The following is a 21248-nucleotide window of genomic DNA, read 5'->3' on the forward strand; positions in this document are numbered from 1 at the left end:
GGAAGCAGGCATGGAACAATCGGAATTGCTGCGGCGCATGTGGGGGCGCGTGGACCTGTGCCGCCGCCTCGCCATCACCACCACCGATCCGCATACCGCCAATGCCCTCATACAGATGGCCAATGAAGGCGACGCCGACATCCGCCGCCTCATGGCGGACCGGGACATGAGCGCCTCGCTGATCCCGCCGACCCCCGGTGCGCGCCGGGTCCGTCAGGCCAGCCGGTAGCCCACACCCGGTTCGTTGTGGATGATCGCCGGGCGCGACGGGTCATCGCAGAATTTCTCGCAGCAAAGCGACGATCGGCCTGAGATTGCGAGGCGAGGCCGGTAACCATGCACAAATGCTTGTGAGGACAACCGAACGACTGGCAGGAAAAGCCCGCATGTTGGACTCATGTTGCACATGATGGCAGCATCGATTAGCCTCATTGCGAAAGCGCGCCGCCATGGCGGTTCGACGCATCGGGAGGGGTTGGATCATGCCAATATGCGGCACCATCGGCGCGCGCCATGCGCCATTCTGGCGGCGCTTTCGCCTGGCCTTCTTCCTGCTTCTGGCCTGCGCGCTGGGACCCGGCGCCGCCTTTGCGGACAAGGCGCAGGCGGCGCCTCGCGCGGTCACGCCCCTGCCCGATGGCTGGCGCTTCTATCAGGGCGACCCGCAGGGCGCGGAAAGCCCCACGCTTGACGACAGCGGCTGGCGGCCGGTGTCGGTGTCCCATGACTGGGCGATCGCCGGCCCCTTCGACAAGGATGCGAAGGCGGCGGGTGAAAATGGCTTCCTGCCCAGCGGCGTCGCTTGGTATCGGCGCGCCCTGCCGCTCGCGCCAAAGCCGGGGCGGCGCTATTTCCTCGACTTTGACGGCATCATGGAACGCAGCGGCGTCTGGGTGAACGGCCATCATGTCGGCTATCGCCCGATGGGCTATGTCAGCCTGCGCTACGACATCACCCGCCATCTGCGCGCGGACGGGCGCAACATCATCGCCGTGCGCGCCGACACCTCCGCCGCTCCGTCCTCGCGCTGGTATAGCGGCGCAGGCATCTACCGGCATGTCCGCCTGATCGAAACCGGCGACGTCCACATCCCGCAGGGCGGCGCCTTCGTCCATGCCAGCGCGATCGACGGCGACCGCGCGACCATCGCCGTCGCCACCGACATCAGCAACGCCGCCGCGACGGCGGCGGAGGTGACGGTCGATCTGGTGCTGACCGATCCGCACGGGCGGCAGGTCGCGCACCGCGCCGCGCCCGCCGCCCTGGTCGACGCCGGCCGCACTCGCACCGTGGCGCTGGACGTGCCGCTGACGCAGTTGCGCCGCTGGGACTTGGACGATCCCGCCCTGTACCGCGCGACGATCCGCCTGCTCGCGGCCGACGGCGCGGTGCTGGATGATCGGCAGGTGCGCTTTGGCGTGCGCGACGCGCGGTTCGAGGCCGCGACCGGCTTCTGGCTCAATGGCCGCAACATCAAGCTGAAGGGCGTGGCGCTCCATCATGATGGCGGCGCGGTCGGCGCGGCGGTGCCGCTCGACGTCTGGCGCCAGCGCTTCACCGCGTTGAAGGCGCTGGGCGTCAACGCCATCCGCACCGCCCATAATGTCCCCAGCCCCGAATTTCTCGACCTCGCCGACGAACTCGGCCTCCTCGTCATGGACGAATTGTTCGACCAGTGGAACGTCGCCAAGACGCCGGAGGATTATCATCTCTTCTTCGGCGACTGGCACAAGCGCGACACGCTCGACATGGTGCGGCGCGACCGCAACCATCCCAGCATCATCCTGTGGAGCGCGGGCAACGAGATTCACGATACCGCCTATCCGGTCCAGGCCAAGGCGGCGCTGCGCAGCATCCTCGACATCATCCACGCCGCCGATCCCTCGCGGCCGGTGACGATGGCGCTGTTCCGCCCCAATGTGACCAAGGATTATGACAATGGCCTGGCCGACATGCTCGACGTCATCGGCCAGAACTACCGCGAGAATGAACTGATCGCCGCCAGCCGGCAAAAGCCCGACCGCAAGATCATCGGCACCGAAAACGGCCATAACCGCAGCAACTGGGTGCCGGTGCGCGACTATGCCCCCTATGCCGGCATGTTCCTGTGGACCGGCATTGATTATCTCGGCGAGGCGAACCGTTCGGGCTGGCCCAATATCCAGAGCCCCGCCGGGCTGCTCGACCGCACCGGCCGGCGGAAGATCATCGGCATGCAGCGCGAAAGCTGGTGGTCGGACAAGCCCGTCCTCCATGTCGTGCGCAATGCCGATCCCGATACCGCCGGCCCGGCGACTGACGGCGCGGGCGGGCCCAACCAGCCCGCCCTGCCCACCATGATCGCCGTTGCCACGCCCCGGCCCAAGGTCGCCCTGTTCGACGATTGGACGCCGCAGGACAGCAGCCCGCATGACGAAGTGATCGAAGTCTACAGCAATTGCGACCGGGTGGAGGCCTTTCTCAACGGCCGCTCGCTTGGCGCGCAGCCGATCCATGCCGATGCGTCGCCGCGCCGCTGGACCGTGCGCTATGCCCCGGGCGAGGTGCGCGCCCAATGCCTCGACGCGGGCCGGACGCAGGTCTCCGACAGTCTGCGCACTGCCGGCCCGCCGGTCGCCATTGAACTGGAGGCGGACGCGCCGACCGTGGGCTCGACCTTCGACGATCTCGTCTATGTCCGGGCGCGCGTCGTCGATGCCCATGGCGTGACCGTGCCGTCCGCCAGCCACCGCCTGCATTTCTCCGTCGCTGGCGCAGGAACGCTGGTCGCCACCGACAATGGCTCCTCGGTCGATCACACGCCCTTCGCTTCGCCGGATCGCGCGGCGCTCGACGGGCATGCCGTGGCGCTGGTGCGCGGCGCGGGCGCCGGCCGCCTGACCGTCAGCGCGACCGCCGATGGGCTGGCCCGCGGCGCCGTGACGCTTCAGGCCCGGCGCTGACCGACGCTCAGGGCTCGATCGCCGCCGGGTGCAGTTGCTGCCGGCGAAAGGCGGTCGGCGGCATCGACGCCAGCTTCGCGAAGAAGCGCGAGAAATAGGCCGCGTCGCTAAAGCCCAGCCGATGCGCGATCTCGCTGACGCTCATCGGCGTATAGGCCAGGCATCTCTTCGCCTCGGCCAGCAGATGGTCGTGCAGCAATTCGATCGGCGACATGCCGGTCACGCTCTTGCACGCCAGGCGCAGCTGCGACACGCTGACGCATAGCTGCGCCGCCAGGTCCGACACCGGCGGCTGGCGGAGATACTGCGCCTCAACCAGCAGGCGAAAACGCCGCACCAGTTCGGCTCGTCCGGTCAGCACCGCGTCAGGCCGGTCCTGCACCGGCCAGTGCCGCAGGAACAGCAGCAGCACCGACATCAGCTGGATTTCCGCCCCCAGCGCGCCGCCCCGGCGCCCCGCCTGCAATTCCTCGGTCAGGGCCGCCATTGCCGGCTCCACCTGCGCGTCGCAGCGCGCGGCCAGCGGAAAGACGCCGCCGCTCTCCAGCACATGACGCAATTCGGGCGCACGGATAAGCAGGTCGTCGAGATAATGAGTCTCGATCGTGATCACCCATCCCTGAGCGGCGCCGGCATAGTGGAACCCATGGATGCGGTGCGGCGGCACGACCATGACGCAGCCCGGCGCGAAGGCCTGATTGTCGCCGTCGATCATCATATGCCCCTGACCCTGCTGGCAATAGACGATCTGCGTCATGCGCGGATGGGTGTGCGGCTTGATGATCCAGCCCCGCTCACGGCATCTCTTGTCCAGCGGCTCGACATTGACGAACCAGTCGGGCCGGTCGCGGGCATCGCCATAGAGGATATAGCGCGGCACGGCGGCGGCGCTGACGCTGTTCCCCCCCGGCATCTTTGGCGAAAAGTCCAAATGATTTTCCGTTACCGCCATGGACTCGCTCTACCCCAAAGCAGAAGATCACGCAATTGATCGGGCGGGTTTTGGCCTGGCGGATCGACGTTTTTTAGGAGACGATGCTTGGTCAGGTCAGCCGCATCGCGCGCCCTCTCGCGCGCAGCCGCCATCCTGCCGGGCTGTCCATACGCAGGACGTTGACGTGGCTACCCTTATCGGCGCGATTGCCAGTTCCCATACCCCCACCATCGGTTTCGCGCTCGACGCCCGCAAGCAGGACGATCCGGCCTGGAAGCCGATCTTCGACGCCTATGGGCCGATCCGCCACTGGCTTGAGGACAAGCGGCCCGACGTGCTGCTGATGATTTACAATGATCATATCACTTCCTTCTTCTTCGATCATTATTCCGCCTTCTGCCTGGGCGTGGACGATCGCTATGCCGTCGCCGACGAAGGCGGCGGCGCGCGGCCGATGCCGCCGGTCGCGGGCGACGCCGCGCTCTCGCGCCACATCCTCCAGTCGCTGATGACCGACGAATTCGACATGAGCAGCTTTCGCGACAAGCCGCTCGACCATGGCATCTTCTCGCCGCTCTCGGTGCTGATGCCCCATGACGCACAGGGCTGGCCGACGCGGATCGTGCCGCTGCAGGTGGGCGTGCTGCAATTCCCCATCCCCACGGCCGGGCGCTGCTATCGCCTGGGCCAGGCGCTGCGCCGCGCGATCGAAAGCTATCCGCCGGACATCAAGGTCGCGATCGTCGCCACCGGCGGCCTGTCGCATCAGGTTCATGGCGAACGCTGCGGCTTCAACAATACCGACTGGGACATGCGCTTCCTCGACCTGCTCGAAAAGGATCCCGAAGCGCTCACCCGCATGACTCATGCCGACTATGCGCGCCTGGGCGGCATGGAAGGCTCGGAAGTCATCATGTGGCTGATCATGCGCGGCGCGCTGTCGGCGCGGATCAACCGCGTGCACCAAAGCTATTATCTGCCGTCGATGACCGCGATCGCGACCGCCATCTACGAAAACGAAGCCGCGCCCATGGACGAAGGCGACGCCGCCCGACACCGCGATCGCATGGCCGATCAGCTGCGCGGCGCCGACGCGCTGGAGGGCACCTATCCCTATACGCAGGAACGCAGCGCCCAGGGTTGGCGCGTCAATCGCTTCCTCCATCGCCTGGTCGATCCCGACCACCGCGCCCGCTTCCTCGCCGACGAGGCGAGCGAACTGGCCGCCGCCGACCTCAGCGACGAAGAGCGCGACCTCATCCGCCGGCGCGACTGGCGCGGGCTGATCCACCATGGCGCCATCTTCTTCCTGCTGGAAAAGCTCGGCGCCGTCAGTGGCGTTTCCAACCTCCACATCTACGCCGCCATGCGCGGCGAAACGCTGGAGGACTTCCAAAAGACCCGCAACCAGCAGGTCATCTATTCGGTCGCCGCGCCCGTCGACCAGGACTGATCGTCCCCGCGGGCATGTTCAAGGAAAGTAGGTAGAGGATATGAGTGAACTGGACCCGCGGGCGATCATCGCGCGCGAACCCATGCATTTTCGCCAGGTGATCGCCATCGGCATCGCCACGGCGCTGAACGCGCTCGACGGCTTCGACGTGCTGTCGATCAGCTTCGCCGCGCCCGGCATCGCCCGGGACTGGGGCATTGATCGCGCCGCGCTCGGCCTCGTCCTGTCGATGGAGCTGATCGGCATGGGCATCGGCGCCCTCATCCTGGGCGCCATGGCCGACCGGATCGGCCGCCGCCCGACCATCCTCTCCTGCCTCGTCATCATGGCGGCGGGCATGTTCCTCGCCTCGACGGCGCAGAATGTCACCATCCTCTCTGCCTACCGGCTCTTCACGGGTCTCGGCATCGGCGGCATGCTGGCGGCGACCAACGCGATCGTCGCCGAATGTTCCAATGCGCGCCGCCGCAACCTGGCCGTGGCGATCATGGCGGGCGGCTATCCCGTCGGCGCGATCATCGGCGGGTCGATCGCCTCGCTGCTGCTCGCCTCGACCGGCCGCTGGCAGACCGTGTTCGAATTCGGCGCAATCCTGACCGCCTGCTTCATCCCCATCGTGCTGTGGCTGGTGCCCGAAACCATCGCCTTCCTGCTGCACAAGCGGCCCGCCGGCGCGCTGGAGAAGATCAACCGCACCATGGTGCGCCAGGGTCGCGCCCCGCTCGACGCCCTGCCGCCCCGCGACGAAGCGCCGCAACGCTTCAGCTTCGGCCAGTTCTTCGCGCCCGGCATGGCCAGCGTCACCCTGCTGCTGATCCTCGCCTATTTCGCGCACATGATGACCTTCTACTTCCTGGTGAAGTGGATTCCCAAGATCGTCACCGACATGGGCTACCCGCCCGCGCTGGCGGGCAGCGTGCTGGTCTGGGCCAATGTCGGCAGCGCCACCGGCTGCCTGGTGCTTAGCCTGATGACGCAGAAGGTCGGCGTACGTCCGCTGGTGATCGGCGCGATGATCTGCGGCGCCGTCGCGGTCGCGGTGTTCGGCCAGGGCTTCAGCACGCTCGCCAGCCTGGGCGTCATCGCCTGCATCGGCGGCTTCTTCACCAATGCCGCCACCGCCGGTCTCTACGCCGTCATCGCCCAGTCCTTCCCGGCCGCGCTGCGCGCCGGCGGCACGGGCCTGGTGATCGGCGTCGGCCGCGCGGGCGCCGCGCTTGGGCCAATCGTCGCCGGCCTGCTCTTCGCCAGCGGCACCCCGCTCTCGCTCGTCGCCCTCCTCATGGCGGGCGGCACGCTGGTCGGCGGCATCGCCCTGGCGCTGGTGCGCTACCGCGAAAACGCCATCGCCTGATGCGCTGGGCGGGCTGAGGCCCGCCCGCTTGCCCGTTCGCCTGCGATTGATTAGGAGAAGATATATGTCGCGCCGTTTTTCGCGGCTTGCGGGCCTTGCCTGCGCCGCGCCCCTCTCGCTGGCTCTGGCGTCCGTCGCCTCGGCCCAGTCCGTCGCCCCCGATGATGACGCCAAGGACAGTTCCGGCGGCCCGCAGGCCTCCGCCTCGCCACCGGGCATCCGGCCCGCCCGGTCGCAGCCCGCCCCCGCAGAAGCGCTGCCCGGCGGGCGCAAGGGCCCGCCCGGCGTGCCGCAGGCGATCCGCTGGACCGAAGACTGGTCGAAGAAGCCGGCTGACGACGCCCCCTTCCTGGAGAAGATCCGCCACATCTCGCTCGATGCGGACGATAACGTCTATCTCTCCATCGGCGGGGAGGCGCGGGTCTATTACACCAACTGGAAGCACTCGACCCTTGGCCTGCGCGCCAATGACGACAATGATCCGGTGCAGACCCGGCTGCGGCTGGTCGGCGACTTGCATGTCGGCCCCTATGTCCGCGCCTATGTCGAACTGGGCGACAATCGCGAGCATGGCGAACAATTCGCCACGGCGCCCAATGAAGACCATATCGACCTTTATCAGGCGTTCATGGACGTCACCGTGCCGCTGGGCGACGCCGGCAAGCTGACCGTCCGCCCCGGGCGTTTCGAAATGCCGCTGGGCAATGGCAAGCTCGTGGGCATCCGCGAAGGGCTCAACATGCGCTTCACCTATCAGGGACTGCGCACCACCTATATCCTTCCCGGCAAGCTGTCGGTGGATGCCTTCGCTCTGCGCCCGGTCGCGATCTCGGCCGACAGCTTCGATGATACGGGCGACGCCGGCAAGGCGTTCAAGGGCATCTACGTCAGCGCACCCAAGGCGATCGCCGGCTTCGGCACCGACGCCTATTGGTATCGCTATGACCGCAGCAACGCGACCCTGCGCGAAGGCATGGGCGAGGACCAGCGCACCAACTGGGGCGCGCGCCTGTGGAAGCGCACGCCGCGATTCGACTTCGACCTGGAGGGCACGATCCAGCGCGGCAGCTTTGCCGATCAGGATATTCGCGCCTGGGGCGTCATGCTGGAAGCCGGCTATAGCTGGCCGTCCATACCGATGAAGCCGCGGCTCGGCCTGCGCGCCAACGCCTTCAGCGGCGATGATGACCTCAGCGACGGCAAGGCCGGCACGTTCGTTGCGGCCGCGCCCCGCCTGCCGCTCTACAGCGAAGCCGCCTTCTTCAACTTTTCCAACATGATGGATCTCTATCCCTCGCTGACGCTCAAGCCGGTCGACAATGTCACGCTGATGGCAGGCCCGGACTTCCTCTGGCGCCAGGACAAGGCGGACGGCGTCTATATCGGCCCGGCTGGCGCGTCCTTCGCGCCCTATGACGGATCGCGCTATGTCGGCACGGCGCTCAATCTCGAAGCCTCCTGGTAGACGACCCGGCGGCTGAGCTTCCGCCTGTTCGAAACCTATTTTTCCGCGGGCGACGGTTTCGCGCGCAATGGTGGGCGCAACGGCAATTATTTCGGGCTGCTGTCCAGCTACCGTTTCTGATCGTTACCCATGGGGCAGTGGCGCATCGGCGTCACTGTCCTCATCGACAGATTTGCTCCTCATGCAGTGCGACCCGCACCGTGTCGCGCTGCTTTTCCGGACGGAAATAAATGGAATGAGCTGGGCCATCCCCGGCTTCAGTTCCGCCTCGATGTCCTCGATCAGCGCTTCGCCCCCGCCTATGGACAGGCCATCGGCGAAATCCGCGCTGATCGCCAAGAACGCGACCCGAGCGGTCTCGCGACCTCGAAACCCGGGTAATTTCACAGATTGTTAGTTAGCTAACGAACTATTATTTGCTGGCTCCGCGCTTGTGTCGCCTTCGCTGTCCGACTTGCTGCTATCGCTTCAGGGGATCGAAAGCCTCGCCCTCTGGTTTGACCCTTGATGGACATCGCGATCAATCCCGAATGGCAGCGCCTTCTTCCCTCTGCGCTGGGCGGCGCGCTGCTGTTGTTCCTGTTCTTCAGCATCCCCTTCATCGGCCGCATCCTGCGCGCCTTGCTGTCGATCGGGCTGCTGGCGATCGGGCTGCTGGTGCTCGCCCAGCGCGTCCCGTTCGATCCTGCCCTCTCGCAGATCCAGTCGCGCCTTGGCCTTGGCGAACAGGCAGCGGTCGGCGACACGGTGCGCATCCGCATGTCGCCCGACGGCCATTTTTGGGCTCGCGCCACGGTCAATGGCGTGCCGCGCCGGATGCTGATCGACAGCGGCGCCACCGTCACCGCCCTTTCGCAAGACACTGCCCGCGCTGCATCGGTGACGGTGCAGGATGGCTTGGTCCCCGTCCTTATGCGGACCGCCAACGGCACTGTCCGGGTCCAGACCGGCACCGTGGATCGGCTGGCCCTCGATGGCCTGGAAGCCCGCGATCTCAGCGTCGTCGTCTCGCCTGCGCTGGGCGATGTCGACATATTGGGCATGAACTTCCTGACCCAGCTTGCCTCCTGGCGGGTCGAGGGCCGCACCCTCATCCTGGAACCCGCGCCGCCGGCCTAGGCCAGCGTCACAGCAGCTTGTCGAGCGTGATCGGCAGGTCGCGCACGCGCTTGCCCGTCGCGTTGTAGATCGCGTTGGCGACCGCCGCGCCCGTGCCGGTGATGCCGATCTCGCCGATGCCGCGCGCACCCATCGGCGTATGCGGATCGGGAATGTCGGTCCACATCACGTCTATTTCCGGCACGTCCATATGCACCGGCACATGATATTCGGCCAGGCTCGGGTTCATGATCCGGCCGCTGCGCTCGTCGAACTGCGTCTCCTCCATCAGCGCCAGGCCCAGCCCCATGATGATGCCGCCCCGGAACTGGCTCGCCGCCGTCTTGGGGTTGAGGATGCGGCCGCAGTCGAAGGAGCCGAGGAAGCGCGTGACGCGCGGTTCGCCGGTCACGACATTCACTCGCGCCTCGCAGAACATCGCGCCATGGCTGTGCATCGACCAGTGCATCGTCTCCAGCGGCTGGGGCGGCTCGGCCTCGACGCTGATCGTCGTGCGCTGCGCCCGGTTCAGGATGGAGGCATAGCTTTCATGCCGGCTCGGATCGTCCAGCTTGGCAAGGCCGCCATCCTGGCTTCCGACCTCATCGGGCTTCAGCCCCGCCAGCGGCGAGTCATTGCCCGCCAGCGCCAGCAGTTCCGCCACCAGCTTGTTATAGGCCGCGATCACCGCCGCGCCGATCGACGCGGTCTGCTGCGATCCGCCCGCCAGCACCAGGCCAGGCAGGGTCGAATCCCCATAGTTGAAGCGAATGCGCTCCATCGGCAGGCCCAGCCGCTCGGCCGCGACCTGCGTCTGCGCGGTGGACGTTCCCATCCCCATCTCGTGCGCGGCAATGTCGATCGTCGCTTCGCCCTCGCGCGACAGGGTGATGCGGGCCGCGCCCCCGGGCATGCGATAATAGGGGTAGGTCGCGGTCGCGCAGCCAACGCCCACCAGCCACTCGCCCTCACGCCGGGCGGCGGGCACGGCGCTGCGCGCGTCCCAGCCGAACCGCGCCGCCCCGTCGCGCCAGGCCTGAGCGATATGACGGGAGGAAAAGGGCAGGCCGGAAATCGGGTCCTTCTCCGGCTCGTTGCGCAGCCGCAGGTCGATCGGGTCCATGCCCAGCTTCTCGGCCAGCTCGTCCATCGCGCATTCCAGCGCGAAGGTGCCGACCGCCTCGCCGGGCGCGCGCATGAAGGTGTTGCTGATCATGTCCAGCTCCACCTGCTGCACGTCCAGCAACATGGTCCGCGCCGCATAGGCGCTGCGCGTCGGCAGGATGAAGGGTTCGGGCATGACGTTATGCGCCGTCTTGGCGGTGACGCCGCGATGGATCAGCGCGGTCAGCGTCCCATCCTTCTCCGCGCCGAGCGCCACATGCTGCTGGGTCAGCGACCGGCCGCCCACCGTGCGATAGACGCCTTCGCGCGTCAGCATCAGCCGCACCGGCCGCTGGGCCAGCCTGGCCGCCGCCGCCGCGATGATATGATGCTGCCACAGCGTCTTGCTGCCAAAGCCGCCGCCGACATAGGGGGAGGTGATCAGGATCTGCTCGGGCTGCAGCTCGAACACCTGCGCCAGCGTCCAGGCCGAATGGGCGACCGCCTGCTGCGCGTCATGGATGCGCAGCGTATCGCCGTCCCAGGCGAGCGTCACGGCATGCAGCTCGATCGGATTATGATTGTGGCGCGGCGTGCGGTAGTCCGCCTCGATGCTGACCGGCGCCTTTGCCAATGCCTTTTCCGCGTCGCCCAGCTTGTCGTGCAGCGGCTGGCCCATGAATTGGGACGGCTTGGTGCCGGCCGCGATCGCCGCTTCGAAATCCGTGTCCGCCGCCTCCGCCTCATAGGTGACGCGGATCAGCGACTTGGCATGGTCCGCCTGTTCCTGCGTCGCCGCCAGCACCACCGCGATCGGCTGGCCGTTCCAGCAAATGGCGTCGTCCTGCATCACCGGGATGCTGTCGCCCGCCGCGGCCTTGGGATCGCTCATGAACAGCGGCGCGGGCTTGAGCCGCGGGGCATTATGGTGCGACATGACCAGCACCACGCCCGACGCCGCCTCCGCCGCCGCGACGTCCAGCGACGCGATGCGGCCGCGCGCCACGCTGCTATAGGCGATCGCCGCATAGACCATGTCCGCCATGGGGAATTCGGCGGCGAAGGGCGCCGCGCCCGCGACCTTGAGCGGCCCGTCGATACGCGACACGGGCTTGCCGATCGATCCATGCTGGTGGCGGATCAGCGGGTCAGGTTCGCCGCCCGGTATCCAGCTGTCGGGGGCGAGCGCCACCGCCTTGGCCATCGCGCCCTGCATCAGGCCTTGCGCCAGCGCCTTGCCGCTTTCGATCAGGCTCATGCTTCCTCCATCAGCTGGGTCAGGACCGCAACGATGGTCCGCTGCGCCAGTTCGACCTTGAAGCCATTGTCCCGCAGCGGCCGCGCATCGGCCAGTTCGGCGCGGGCGGCGTCTAGAAACAGCGCCGCGCTGGCCGGCTGCCCGCGCAGCGCCGCTTCGGCGCGGGTCGCCCGCCAGGGCTTGTGCGCGACGCCGCCCAGCGCCAGCCGCACGTCCGCGATCCGCCCATCCTCCATGTCCAGAGCTGCCGCCACCGACACCAGCGCGAAGGCGTAGCTCGCCCGGTCGCGCACCTTGCGGTAGGTCGATCGCCGCGCGAAGGCCAAGGGCGGCAAGGCGATGCCGGTGATTAATTCTCTGGGTCGAAGCAGCGTCTCCACGTCCGGCCGATCTTCGGGCAGGCGATGGAAATCCACAAAGGCAATGGCGCGCGCGCCATCCGCCCCCTGCACATGGACCACCGCATCCAGCGCCGCGAGCGCCACGCACATGTCGGACGGATGAGTCGCGATGCAGGCGTCGGACGCGCCCAATATGGCGTGGTTGCGGTTCAGTCCACCGATCGCGTCGCAGCCTTCGCCCGGTGCCCGCTTGTTGCAGCGCGCGCCGTCGACATCGTAGAAATAGAGGCAACGAGTCCGCTGGAGCAAGTTGCCGCCCACCGTCGCCATGTTGCGGATCTGCGCGCTCGCCCCGGCGACGATCGCGCGCGCGAGCAGCGGGTAGCGGTCCCGCACCAGCCGATGCTCCGCCACCGCCGTGTTGCGCGCCGCCGCGCCGATCAGCAGGCCGCCATCGGGCTGCTCGGCGATCGCGCTGTCCAGTCCGGTGACGTCGATCAGGGACGCCGGCCGCTCGATCGTCTCGCGCATCAGATCGACCAGGTTGGTCCCGCCGCCCAGATATTTGCCCGCAGCGCCGGCCTGCTGCCCGGCCTCGCTCGTCGTCGCTGCGCGATGATAGGTGAAAGGTGTCATTGCGCCACCTCCGCGACGCTTTCGGTGATCGCGTCGATAATCCCGTTATAGGCGCCGCACCGGCAGAGATTGCCGCTCATCCGCTCGCGCACCTCCTCCTGACTGAATGCGATCGCCTCGTCGCCCAGGTCCTCGGTGACATGGCTCGGCACGCCCCGTTGCAGTTCGGCGATCATGCCGACGGCGGAGCATATCTGCCCCGGCGTGCAATAGCCGCACTGGAACCCGTCATGCTGGACGAAGGCGCGCTGGATCGGATGCAGGTCGTCGGCGCTGCCCAGGCCCTCGATCGTGGTGATCTCCTGCCCGTCATATTGCACCGCCAGCGCCAGGCAGGACAGGATGCGCTCGCCATTGACCAGGATGGTGCAGGCGCCGCAGGCGCCCTGGTTGCAGCCCTTCTTGGTCCCGCTCAGATGCTCCTGCTCGCGCAGCAGATCGAGCAGCGACATGCGCGGGTCCTGGGGAAGCGCGACCGGCGCGCCGTTGACGTTGATGCTCATGCCTGTCTCCCTGTTGCGCACGCCTTCACGACGGCGGGCGAGGCGATCATGTCACTGGCCGGTCGCGCGCATGATGGTGCTGGACGGGCAAGGGCGGCAGCCAGCTTTCCCGCCGGATCGTCCAGCTTTCATACTCGGGCGTGAAAATATCCGGGGCGTCCAGCGTGCCCAGATGCACCTCGACCTCACCGGCGCTGGCCGCAAAGACCGACGAACCGCAGACGTCGCAAAAATTCCGGCTGCCAAAGCGGCGCGGCGTTCCCGTCACGGACACCGCGCCTTCCGGGAAGATCGCCGCCGCGTAGAACACTGCGCCATGATGCTTGCGGCAATCCATGCAGTGGCAGATCGCCACCCGTTCGGGCGCGCCCGTCATGGCGATCCGCACTGCTCCGCACAGACAGCCGCCTTCAACCATGGGCCAATCTCCTCCGGACCGCGGCTCAGTCGAGCGCCTTCATCTTGCGATCCGCCCATGCCTTGCCGGCGTCGCCGCCCCACAGAAGCCAGGCGATGAAGCCGGCGGACGGATCGCTGTCCGAATCCCACGCATGCGCCTTGCCCTGTTTGTCGACGGCGTGGCGGGCGAAGAAACTGTGCATCGACTTCACATCCTTCTCATCCACCTCGCGCCGCTCGGCCAGTTGCTGTGCGCGGCGCACGCCAACGTCCGTGCCGCCACGGCCGAATTTCTCCGGCAGGCGAAGGCCGCGTCGTGCTGCCGCGGCCATCTTCTGGGTGGGGATGAAACTCTGGGCCATGCGCGTCTTCGTCGATCGGATGCCTCAGGCGTCGTCGTCCATGATGGCGCCGCCGCTTTCCTCTTCCTCCAGCAGCACGGCCGACGCGCCATTGGCCGAGAGGCGCACGGTATCGCCCTCGACCTCGGCGACCAGCCCACCCGATATATAATGGTGATGATCGTCGTGCGATCCGCTGTCGGCCTTGATCAGCTTGATGCGGTCGCCTTCCACCTTGTCGACCGTGCCGACATGCACGCCGTCGGCGCCGATGATGTTCATATGCTCACGGATTGCGCTTAGATCAGCCATGGTCATCTCCTCGGGGAAAATAGGGGAACGCGTCATGCGCGGATTGGATGCGGCCACTCGGCGCGCGGATGCCACCGTTACACGCACCACGCTCAGAGATGGGCCGACGACACCCAATGCCGTGACAGCGGCCCGTCCAGCCCCGCGACCGGGTCCGTGGCGGGAAAGGGCAGGTCCAGCATGCGCCGCCAATCCTCCGGCGTGGGCGCGTCGCGCCGGATGTCCCACGCCTGTCCTTCAGGATAGCCGCCGACCACCAGGAAATCATCGCTGCTCTGGCAGGCGCAATGACCCGTGCCCGTCGGCAGCAGCAGCGCATCGCCCCCTGTCACCTCGATCTCTCGTCCATCCGGCCCGCCGATCATCAGCGTTGCCGACCCGGCCGCGACGCCCAGCACCTCATGCGCGGTCGAATGATAATGATGATAGTCATAGATGCCGTCGCGCCACTGGGCGGGCCAGCCATGCTGCTGGAAGCGCGCTTCGAACGCGGCGGCCGCGTCTTCGCGCGATGCAGGCGTCATCGCCTGGCGGTAAAGAATGACCGGCAGCTTCGCATTATTGGGCACCCAGCCATGTTCCGCCAGAAGATAGGTTTCGATCCGCATGCACGCCTCCTGTCCTCGCCCAATAACCGGTCAGATGGCGCAAGCGATCCATCGCGGTGGCACGGAACAAGGAGGGGAGCCCTCCTGACAATATTGCGCGAGGTTAAGGCAATTTCGATGCTGCTTTTTCCCTTGGGCTGATAATGGTGCGCCATGACCATCGACGCCTCGCGCAGACCATCCCCACTCTCGCCTGTTTGGAGCGAGGCAGAACGCATCGCGGCACTGGAAAGCTACGCCATCCTCGACACGCCTGCGGAGGCCGATTTCGACGACATCGCGCTGCTTGCGGCGCAGGCGCTCGACGCGCCGATCGCGGTCATCAACCTGATCGCCAGCGACCGGCAGTGGTTCAAGGCGCAGGTGGGCCTTGGCGTGCGCGAAATGCCGCTGGACGTGTCGATCTGCGCGCAGGCGCTGTTGCAGGATGATTTCATGGTCGTGCCGGACACGCGGCAGGACTCTCGCTTCATCGACAATCCGCTCGTGACCGCGGACAATGGCCTGCGCTTCTACGCAGGCGCGCTGCTGCGGGCGCCCAGCGGCGTGCCGATCGGCACGCTCTGCGTCCTGGACCACAAGCCGCGCGCCGCGGGCGTCACGGATCAGGAGCGCCGCGTGCTGGAAGTGCTGGCGCGGCAGGTCATGACCCAGCTGGAGCTGCGCAAGATCATCGCGCTGACCGACGGCCGCGCCGACGACCTTCGCGCGGAGATCGGCCAGCGCGCCGAGGCCGAATCCGCGCTCCGCAGCGTTGAGGAACGCTATCGCCTGGCCAGCCGCGCGACCAACGACGCGATCTGGGACTGGGATTTCTCGACCGACCATGTCCTCTGGAACGAGGCGATCGAGCGGACCTACGGCTACAGCCCCGCCGATGTCGGCCCGACGGGCGACTGGTGGATTGGCCACATCCATCCCGACGACCGCGAGCGGGTCGCCCACGGCATTCATGAGGCGATCGACGGTAAAGCCGTCAACTGGTCGGACGAATATCGCTTCGCCCGCGCCGACGGCGGCTATGCGCCGGTGCTCGACCGCGGCTTCATCATCCGCGATGCCTCCGGCAAGGCGACCCGGATGATCGGCGCGATGCTCGACCTCACCGAACGGCGGGAGCGCGAACTGGCGCTTACCGCCAGCAATGAACGGTTCGAGGCCGCCGTCGCGGCGATCGACGGCTATCTGTGGACCAACAGCGCGGACGGGGAAATGCGCGGCCACCAGCCAGGCTGGGCCGCGCTTACCGGTCAGAGCGAGAAGGAATATCAGGGCTATGGCTGGGCGAACGCCGTCCATCCCGACGATGCCCAGCCCACGATCGATGCCTGGAACGAAGCCGTGGCGCAGCGTCACATGTTCATATTCGAACATCGCCTGCGCTGCGCGGACGGGCAGTGGCGCCGCTTCTTCATTCGCGCCGTGCCCATGTTCGACGCCGACGGACGCCTGCGCGAATGGGTCGGCATCCACACCGACGTGACGCTGCAGCGCGAACAGGAGGAGGCGCTGGCCGCCAACGAGATGCGGCTGCGCTTCCTGGACGATCTCAGCCGCGAAATCGCCGACGCCAATGACGCGGACGCCGTGATGGCGATCACCACCCGCATGGTGGCGACGCATCTTGGCCTGTCCAATTGCGCCTATGCCGACATGGATGAGGATCAGGACGGCTTCACCATCCGGGGCGACTGGGCGGCGCCCGGTTCGCCCTCGATCATCGGGCATTACCACCTGCGGGATTTCGGGGCGCTCGCGCTGGAGCGGCTGCACGCAGGCCTGCCGCTCATCATCAACGACAATGCGCGCGATCTGCCACCGCATGAGGCCAAGACCTTTCAGGACATCGGCATCGCCGCGACCATCTGCATGCCGCTGATCAAGGGCAGCCGCCTGACCGCGCTGATGGCCATCCACGACCATGAACCGCATGACTGGACCGCGTCCGAACTGCGGCTGATCGCCTCGGTCGCCGAACGGTCCTGGGCGCATATCGAGCGTGTCCGCACCACGGCGGCGCTCGCCGAACTCAACGCCAGCCTGGAAGAGCGGGTCGAGGAGCGTTCGCGCCAGCTGCTCGCCGCCGAGGAGGCACTGCGCCAGGCGCAGAAAATGGAGGCGGTGGGCCAGTTGACCGGCGGCATAGCGCACGACTTCAACAATATGCTGACCGGCGTGATCGGGTCGCTTGACCTGCTGCAACGCCATCTGGCGACCGGGCGCGCCGATCGCGTCGCGCGCTATATAGACACCGCCATGACCTCCGCCCAGCGCGCCGCGGCGCTGACCCAGCGCCTGCTCGCCTTCTCGCGCCGACAGTCGCTCGATGTGACGGCGGTCGACGTCAGCGGTCTGGTCGCCGGCATGGAGGACATGCTGCGGCGGACGCTGGACGAGAATATCCGGCTCGACGTGCGCCTGGCCGACGACACCTGGCTGGTCAGGACCGATCATAATCAGCTCGAAAGCGCCTTGCTCAACCTTGCCATCAATGCGCGCGACGCCATGCCCCATGGTGGAACGCTCACCATAGAGGCGCGCAACAGTCCGCTGGACGCCGCGCAGGTCGATGGCGTGGACGGGTTGCAGGCCGGCGACTTCGTCGAGATCTGCGTGTCGGACACCGGCACGGGCATGAGCGAGGATGTGCTCGCCAAGGCGTTCGACCCCTTCTTTACCACCAAGCCGATTGGCGCGGGCACCGGTCTTGGCCTGTCGATGGTCTATGGCTTTGCCCGGCAATCGGGCGGCCATGTCCGCATCGTTTCCGTGCCCGAACAGGGCACGACGATCCGGCTGTTGCTGCCGCGCCATGTCGGCGAGCAGGAAGAGGCGGGCGCGGCCGGGATCGAGGTGCGCGTCGCCGAACCGGGCGAGTGCGTCCTGCTGGTCGAGGATGATCCGTCCGTCCGGCTGCTGGTCTGCGATGTCCTCAACGACCTGGGCTATGAAGTATGGCAGGCGCCCGACGGCCAGGCCGCGATCGCGCTGGCGCAGACCATGCGCCGCATCGACCTGCTGATCAGCGACGTGGGCCTGCCGGGGATGAACGGACGCCAGCTTGCCGACATATTGCGCGGCGACCGACCGGACCTTCGCATCCTCTTCATCACCGGCTATGCTGAGCGCGCCGCGATCCGCGGGGAGTTTCTGGGTCAGGGTATGGAAATGATTGCCAAGCCCTTCGCCATGGATGTCCTCTCGGCCAAGATACGCGAGATGATCGAGACGCTCGCGCCGGCGCCCTGATCGCCGGTGAACATACCGGTGAACATAAGGCGGCATTTCAGGGTTAAGCTGGAATGTCGGCTTTTTCCTCTCCCGAACCCTATATTCTCTGGCTGACCGGCGCGGGCGTGCTGATCACGCTGGTGGCGTGGCTGCCGCTGGCGCTGAAGCGCCTGCCGCTCTCGCTGCCGATCATCTGCATGGCGGCCGGGGCCGCCATCTTCCTCATCCCGGCCGTCAGCTTTCGCCCCTTGCCCATGATCCTGCCGGACATTGCCGAACGGCTGACCGAATTCGTCGTCATCATCGCGCTGATGGGCGCGGGGCTGAAGCTCGATCGCCTCTTCAGCTGGCGCAGGTGGAACGTCACCTGGCGGCTGCTGGGCATCACCATGCCGCTGTCGATCGCCGCGATCATGCTGATCGGCGTCACTCTGCTCGGCCTGCCCTGGCCGGTCGCGCTGCTGCTGGGCGCCTGCCTTGCGCCCACCGACCCGGTGCTGGCCGCCGACGTGCAGGTCGGCCCGCCCAAAAGCGGCGAGGAGGACGAGGTGCGGTTCGGCCTCACGTCCGAAGCCGGGCTCAATGACGGGCTTGCCTTCCCCTTCGTCAATCTGGCGATCGCGCTGGCCGCTGCGTCGAGCGCGTCCGAGTCCTGGCTGCAGCAATGGCTGCTCCATGATGTGCTGTGGGAAGTGTCGGTCGGCCTGCTGGGCGGCTGGGCCGTGGGCTGGCTGTTCGGCTGGCTGACCTTCCATGTCCCGGCCCGCAGCCGGCTGGTTCAGACCGGCGACGGGCTGATCGCGATCGCGGCTACCCTGATCTCTTACGGCGTCGCAGAGATGCTCGACAGCTATGGGTTCCTGGCGGTGTTCGTCACCGCCCTGACGCTGCGCCGGTCGCACCGCGATCATGAGTTTCAGCGCGACATGCATGCCCTTACCGAACAGGTGGAGCGGCTGGCGATGATGGTGCTGCTGATCCTGTTCGGCGGCGCGCTGGTCAGCGGACTGCTGGCGCCGCTGGTCTGGCAGGATCTGGTCGCCGCCATCGCGATCATCCTTATCGTGCGACCGGCCGCGGGACTGATCGGCCTCATCGGCATGCCGGCCGAGCGCAGCGAGAAGATGACGCTCGCCTTCTTCGGCATCCGCGGCGTCGGGTCCTTCTACTATCTCGCTTATGCACTCAACCATGGCGATTTCGGATCGGGCGAGCGGCTCTGGGCGATCATTGGCCTGGTGGTGCTTCTGTCCATCCTGCTCCACGGCCTCAGCGTCACGCCGGTCATGCGCGCCATGGACCGGCAGCAGGGTCGAGACCCCGACCAACCGGACCCGGGACGGGCGAATGACGACGTCGCCAAATGAGCAAAGCCGCCGGAAAACAGCTTAACCTGCGTTTCAATACGTGGGACGCCGGGGAACGGCGCGCAGAACAGGGGGTTACAGGCGGCAGGAGACGATCATGAAAATCGATTTTGGCGCTTATGATGGCGCGACCGCTGCACCCTTTGCGTTTGAAGACAGGTCCTTCCAGCTGTCGAGCGAAACCGACCGGCTGACGGATGTTCTGCTATGCCCGCCCCATTATCTAGCGCCCGTGCCCTGCTGCGCCGTGACGCGGCAGAATCTCGCGCAGGGGCTGGTGACGCAAGTGGATGAAGCGCAGCGGCAGCATGGCGTGCTGGTGCAGTTGCTCCAGTCGCAGGGCGTGCGTTGCCACATGTTGACGCCCGATCCCGACCTTGCCGACATGTGTTTCACCCGCGATGTCGGCGTCTCGACGCCCTGGGGCATGGTGGCGCTCAATCCAGCCATGCCGCACCGCCAGGCGGAGGTCGACCGCTTGACCAATGCCTATCGCGACTGGCGCGTGCCGGTGCGGCGGATCACGAGCGGCACGATCGAAGGCGGCGATGTCTGCGTTGCCCGCGAAGGCTTGCTGATCCTGGGCATGTCGGGCGAGCGCAGCTCGGCCGCTGGCGTCGAGGAATTCTCCGCCCCCTTCCGCGCGGCCGGCTGGGACGTGCTTATCTGCCCTTTCCATTCCGACCATCTGCATCTCGACACGATCTTCTGCATGGTGGACCGGCATCAGGCGATTGGCTGCGCCGACCTGCTGGACCCCGGTTTCGTCCGGGCGCTGAGCGTGCATGGCGTGTCGCTCATCCCCCTTCCCGAAACGGTCGCGCCGTCGCTGGGATGCAATATCCTGTCCTTGGGCGACCGGCGGATCGTCACCAGCACCGATGCTATCGTCCCGCCCCTGCTTCGCCAGGCGGGCTATCGCGTCATGGAAGTCGATATCTCGCAGTTCACCGCCTGTGGCGGGGGCGTCCACTGCCTGACGCAGCCGCTCCGCCGCGTGCCCACAGGGGAGTGAGCGGGTCGGCGGCTGCGACCAAAATGCGTCGCCTGCAAAAATGCTCACGCAAGCTTCGGGAACGTTCCGCACGCACGCCCGTTTGACAAGAACGAATTAGGAACAAATGGAGCATCTTCACCATGGCCGACGAATTGCATAATCCCAAGCTCGATGCGCATCCCGGCTCCAATACGGAGAAGGATCCGGAAAGCTGGGTATCGGGCGACGATCCGATGACCGGCGCACAAGCCTCCTACCTCACCACCCTGTGCGAAGAGGCCGGCGTCGATGCGCCCGCCGAAGGACTGAGCAAGGCGGAGGCGTCGAAAGAGATCGACGCGCTGAAAGCGCAACTCGGCCGCGAGTGAGCGCCTTGCACCCTGACTGATGCATGAACAAGCTGACGCTGAAATCTGGTTCAGCGGAGCGGTCCCTTCGCAGCTCGCCACATTGCATTGTTCCGATGATGGACACGCATGTCGCTGGTTACTGTAGGATTTGCAACGGGCACCGCCTTCTTGGTCGGTCTTATCGCGACCTCGCACATGCTCTCGCAGCTTTTGATCCTCCCCATCGACATGCGCCATTCTTGACGACCGGACCAATCCTTGCGATCTGCCGATGGTCGAGGTTCCTCATCTCAGCTTTGGGGTGGGGCTAAGACGGGAAGCCGGTGGCGCTCGCAAGGGCGGAATCCGGCGCTGCCCCCGCAACTGTATGCGGCGAGCGGCGGCCCCTGGATGCGCCACTGGCGGTCTGCCCCGAGCGATTGGGCATGGCGCTGGGAAGGCCGGGACCGACGTGTCGACCCGTGAGCCAGGAGACCTGCCTCCGACGCGATAACGACCACCGGCGGGGTGTCCGGTCTGGCCGCTGCTGTGCGAGGGCCAGTCGGGCCCTGGCAT

At 66.8% G+C, this 21248-nt stretch carries 19 protein-coding genes and 1 riboswitch; of the genes, 10 read left to right on the forward strand and 9 right to left on the reverse strand.

Going from position 1 to position 21248, the window contains the following annotated elements:
- The first annotated feature begins 10 nt into the window (after positions 1-10).
- Both ACGGKE_RS16065 and ACGGKE_RS16070 read left to right on the forward strand, forming a co-directional pair.
- A complete protein-coding gene (locus tag ACGGKE_RS16065) occupies positions 11-229 on the forward strand; it encodes a hypothetical protein (RefSeq protein ID WP_394443023.1) in 219 nt (72 codons plus the stop codon).
- 253 nt (positions 230-482) lie between these two features.
- Positions 483-2942, forward strand: a complete 2460-nt coding sequence (locus ACGGKE_RS16070; protein ID WP_394443025.1) for a glycoside hydrolase family 2 TIM barrel-domain containing protein — start codon at positions 483-485, stop codon at positions 2940-2942.
- A 7-nt stretch (positions 2943-2949) separates the two neighbouring features.
- Here ACGGKE_RS16070 and ACGGKE_RS16075 read toward each other — a convergent pair whose 3' ends face one another.
- Complete coding sequence (locus ACGGKE_RS16075; RefSeq protein WP_394443027.1) at positions 2950-3855, reverse strand: helix-turn-helix domain-containing protein; 906 nt, start codon at positions 3853-3855, stop codon at positions 2950-2952.
- Between the two features lie 205 nt (positions 3856-4060).
- On the opposite strand from ACGGKE_RS16075, the gene ACGGKE_RS16080 reads away from it, so the two are divergent.
- The 3 genes from ACGGKE_RS16080 (at position 4061) to ACGGKE_RS16090 (ending at position 8148) form a co-directional block, all read left to right on the forward strand.
- Positions 4061-5329, forward strand: a complete 1269-nt coding sequence (locus ACGGKE_RS16080) for a gallate dioxygenase (RefSeq protein WP_394443029.1) — start codon at positions 4061-4063, stop codon at positions 5327-5329.
- Positions 5330-5369: 40 nt separating this feature from the next.
- Complete coding sequence (locus ACGGKE_RS16085) at positions 5370-6683, forward strand: MFS transporter (RefSeq protein ID WP_394443031.1); 1314 nt, start codon at positions 5370-5372, stop codon at positions 6681-6683.
- A 64-nt stretch (positions 6684-6747) separates the two neighbouring features.
- Positions 6748-8148 carry an alginate export family protein gene (locus ACGGKE_RS16090; RefSeq protein WP_394443033.1) on the forward strand — a complete coding sequence of 467 codons (1401 nt, stop codon included), beginning with the start codon at positions 6748-6750 and terminating at the stop codon, positions 8146-8148.
- 123 nt (positions 8149-8271) lie between these two features.
- Here the strand turns inward: ACGGKE_RS16090 and ACGGKE_RS16095 are convergent, their stop codons facing one another.
- A complete protein-coding gene (locus ACGGKE_RS16095) occupies positions 8272-8487 on the reverse strand; it encodes a hypothetical protein (protein WP_394443035.1) in 216 nt (71 codons plus the stop codon).
- Positions 8488-8655: 168 nt separating this feature from the next.
- Here ACGGKE_RS16095 and ACGGKE_RS16100 point away from each other — a divergent pair, with 168 nt between their 5' ends.
- Complete coding sequence (locus ACGGKE_RS16100; protein WP_394443134.1) at positions 8656-9267, forward strand: TIGR02281 family clan AA aspartic protease; 612 nt, start codon at positions 8656-8658, stop codon at positions 9265-9267.
- Positions 9268-9274: 7 nt separating this feature from the next.
- On the opposite strand, the gene ACGGKE_RS16105 is transcribed toward ACGGKE_RS16100, so the two are convergent.
- The 7 genes from ACGGKE_RS16105 to ACGGKE_RS16135 all read right to left on the reverse strand — a co-directional run bounded on the left by ACGGKE_RS16105 (position 9275) and on the right by ACGGKE_RS16135 (position 14748).
- Positions 9275-11608 carry a xanthine dehydrogenase family protein molybdopterin-binding subunit gene (locus tag ACGGKE_RS16105; RefSeq protein ID WP_394443037.1) on the reverse strand — a complete coding sequence of 778 codons (2334 nt, stop codon included), beginning with the start codon at positions 11606-11608 and terminating at the stop codon, positions 9275-9277.
- On the reverse strand, positions 11605-12585 hold the full coding sequence (locus ACGGKE_RS16110) for an FAD binding domain-containing protein (protein WP_394443039.1): 981 nt from the start codon (positions 12583-12585) through the stop codon (positions 11605-11607). Before ACGGKE_RS16110 ends, ACGGKE_RS16105 begins: the two co-directional genes overlap by 4 nt.
- Positions 12582-13088, reverse strand: a complete 507-nt coding sequence (locus ACGGKE_RS16115) for a 2Fe-2S iron-sulfur cluster-binding protein (protein ID WP_394443041.1) — start codon at positions 13086-13088, stop codon at positions 12582-12584. Before ACGGKE_RS16115 ends, ACGGKE_RS16110 begins: the two co-directional genes overlap by 4 nt.
- A gap of 46 nt (positions 13089-13134) precedes the next feature.
- Positions 13135-13506 (reverse strand): GFA family protein, encoded by a 372-nt coding sequence (locus ACGGKE_RS16120; RefSeq protein ID WP_394443043.1) that lies wholly within the window; start codon positions 13504-13506, stop codon positions 13135-13137.
- A gap of 25 nt (positions 13507-13531) precedes the next feature.
- The gene (locus ACGGKE_RS16125; protein ID WP_394443045.1) at positions 13532-13849 is read right to left on the reverse strand and encodes a hypothetical protein; all 318 of its coding nucleotides are present in this window, start codon (positions 13847-13849) and stop codon (positions 13532-13534) included.
- 24 nt (positions 13850-13873) lie between these two features.
- Entirely contained in the window at positions 13874-14140 is a 267-nt protein-coding gene (locus tag ACGGKE_RS16130) for a DUF2171 domain-containing protein (RefSeq protein ID WP_394443047.1), read from the reverse strand.
- A 92-nt stretch (positions 14141-14232) separates the two neighbouring features.
- Entirely contained in the window at positions 14233-14748 is a 516-nt protein-coding gene (locus ACGGKE_RS16135; protein ID WP_394443049.1) for a cupin, read from the reverse strand.
- Positions 14749-14901: 153 nt separating this feature from the next.
- On the opposite strand from ACGGKE_RS16135, the gene ACGGKE_RS16140 reads away from it, so the two are divergent.
- The 4 genes from ACGGKE_RS16140 to ACGGKE_RS16155 all read left to right on the forward strand — a co-directional run bounded on the left by ACGGKE_RS16140 (position 14902) and on the right by ACGGKE_RS16155 (position 20711).
- Complete coding sequence (locus ACGGKE_RS16140) at positions 14902-17997, forward strand: PAS domain-containing protein (RefSeq protein WP_394443051.1); 3096 nt, start codon at positions 14902-14904, stop codon at positions 17995-17997.
- Between the two features lie 53 nt (positions 17998-18050).
- Entirely contained in the window at positions 18051-19346 is a 1296-nt protein-coding gene (locus ACGGKE_RS16145) for a cation:proton antiporter (RefSeq protein ID WP_394443053.1), read from the forward strand.
- Between the two features lie 97 nt (positions 19347-19443).
- Entirely contained in the window at positions 19444-20361 is a 918-nt protein-coding gene (locus ACGGKE_RS16150) for a dimethylarginine dimethylaminohydrolase family protein (protein WP_394443055.1), read from the forward strand.
- Between the two features lie 122 nt (positions 20362-20483).
- Entirely contained in the window at positions 20484-20711 is a 228-nt protein-coding gene (locus ACGGKE_RS16155; RefSeq protein ID WP_394443057.1) for a DUF3072 domain-containing protein, read from the forward strand.
- Between the two features lie 243 nt (positions 20712-20954).
- Positions 20955-21191, forward strand: a riboswitch (cobalamin riboswitch).
- Positions 21192-21248: the final 57 nt, after the last annotated feature.

The organism is Sphingobium naphthae (assembly GCF_043589935.1).
GTDB lineage: Bacteria > Pseudomonadota > Alphaproteobacteria > Sphingomonadales > Sphingomonadaceae > Sphingobium > Sphingobium naphthae_A.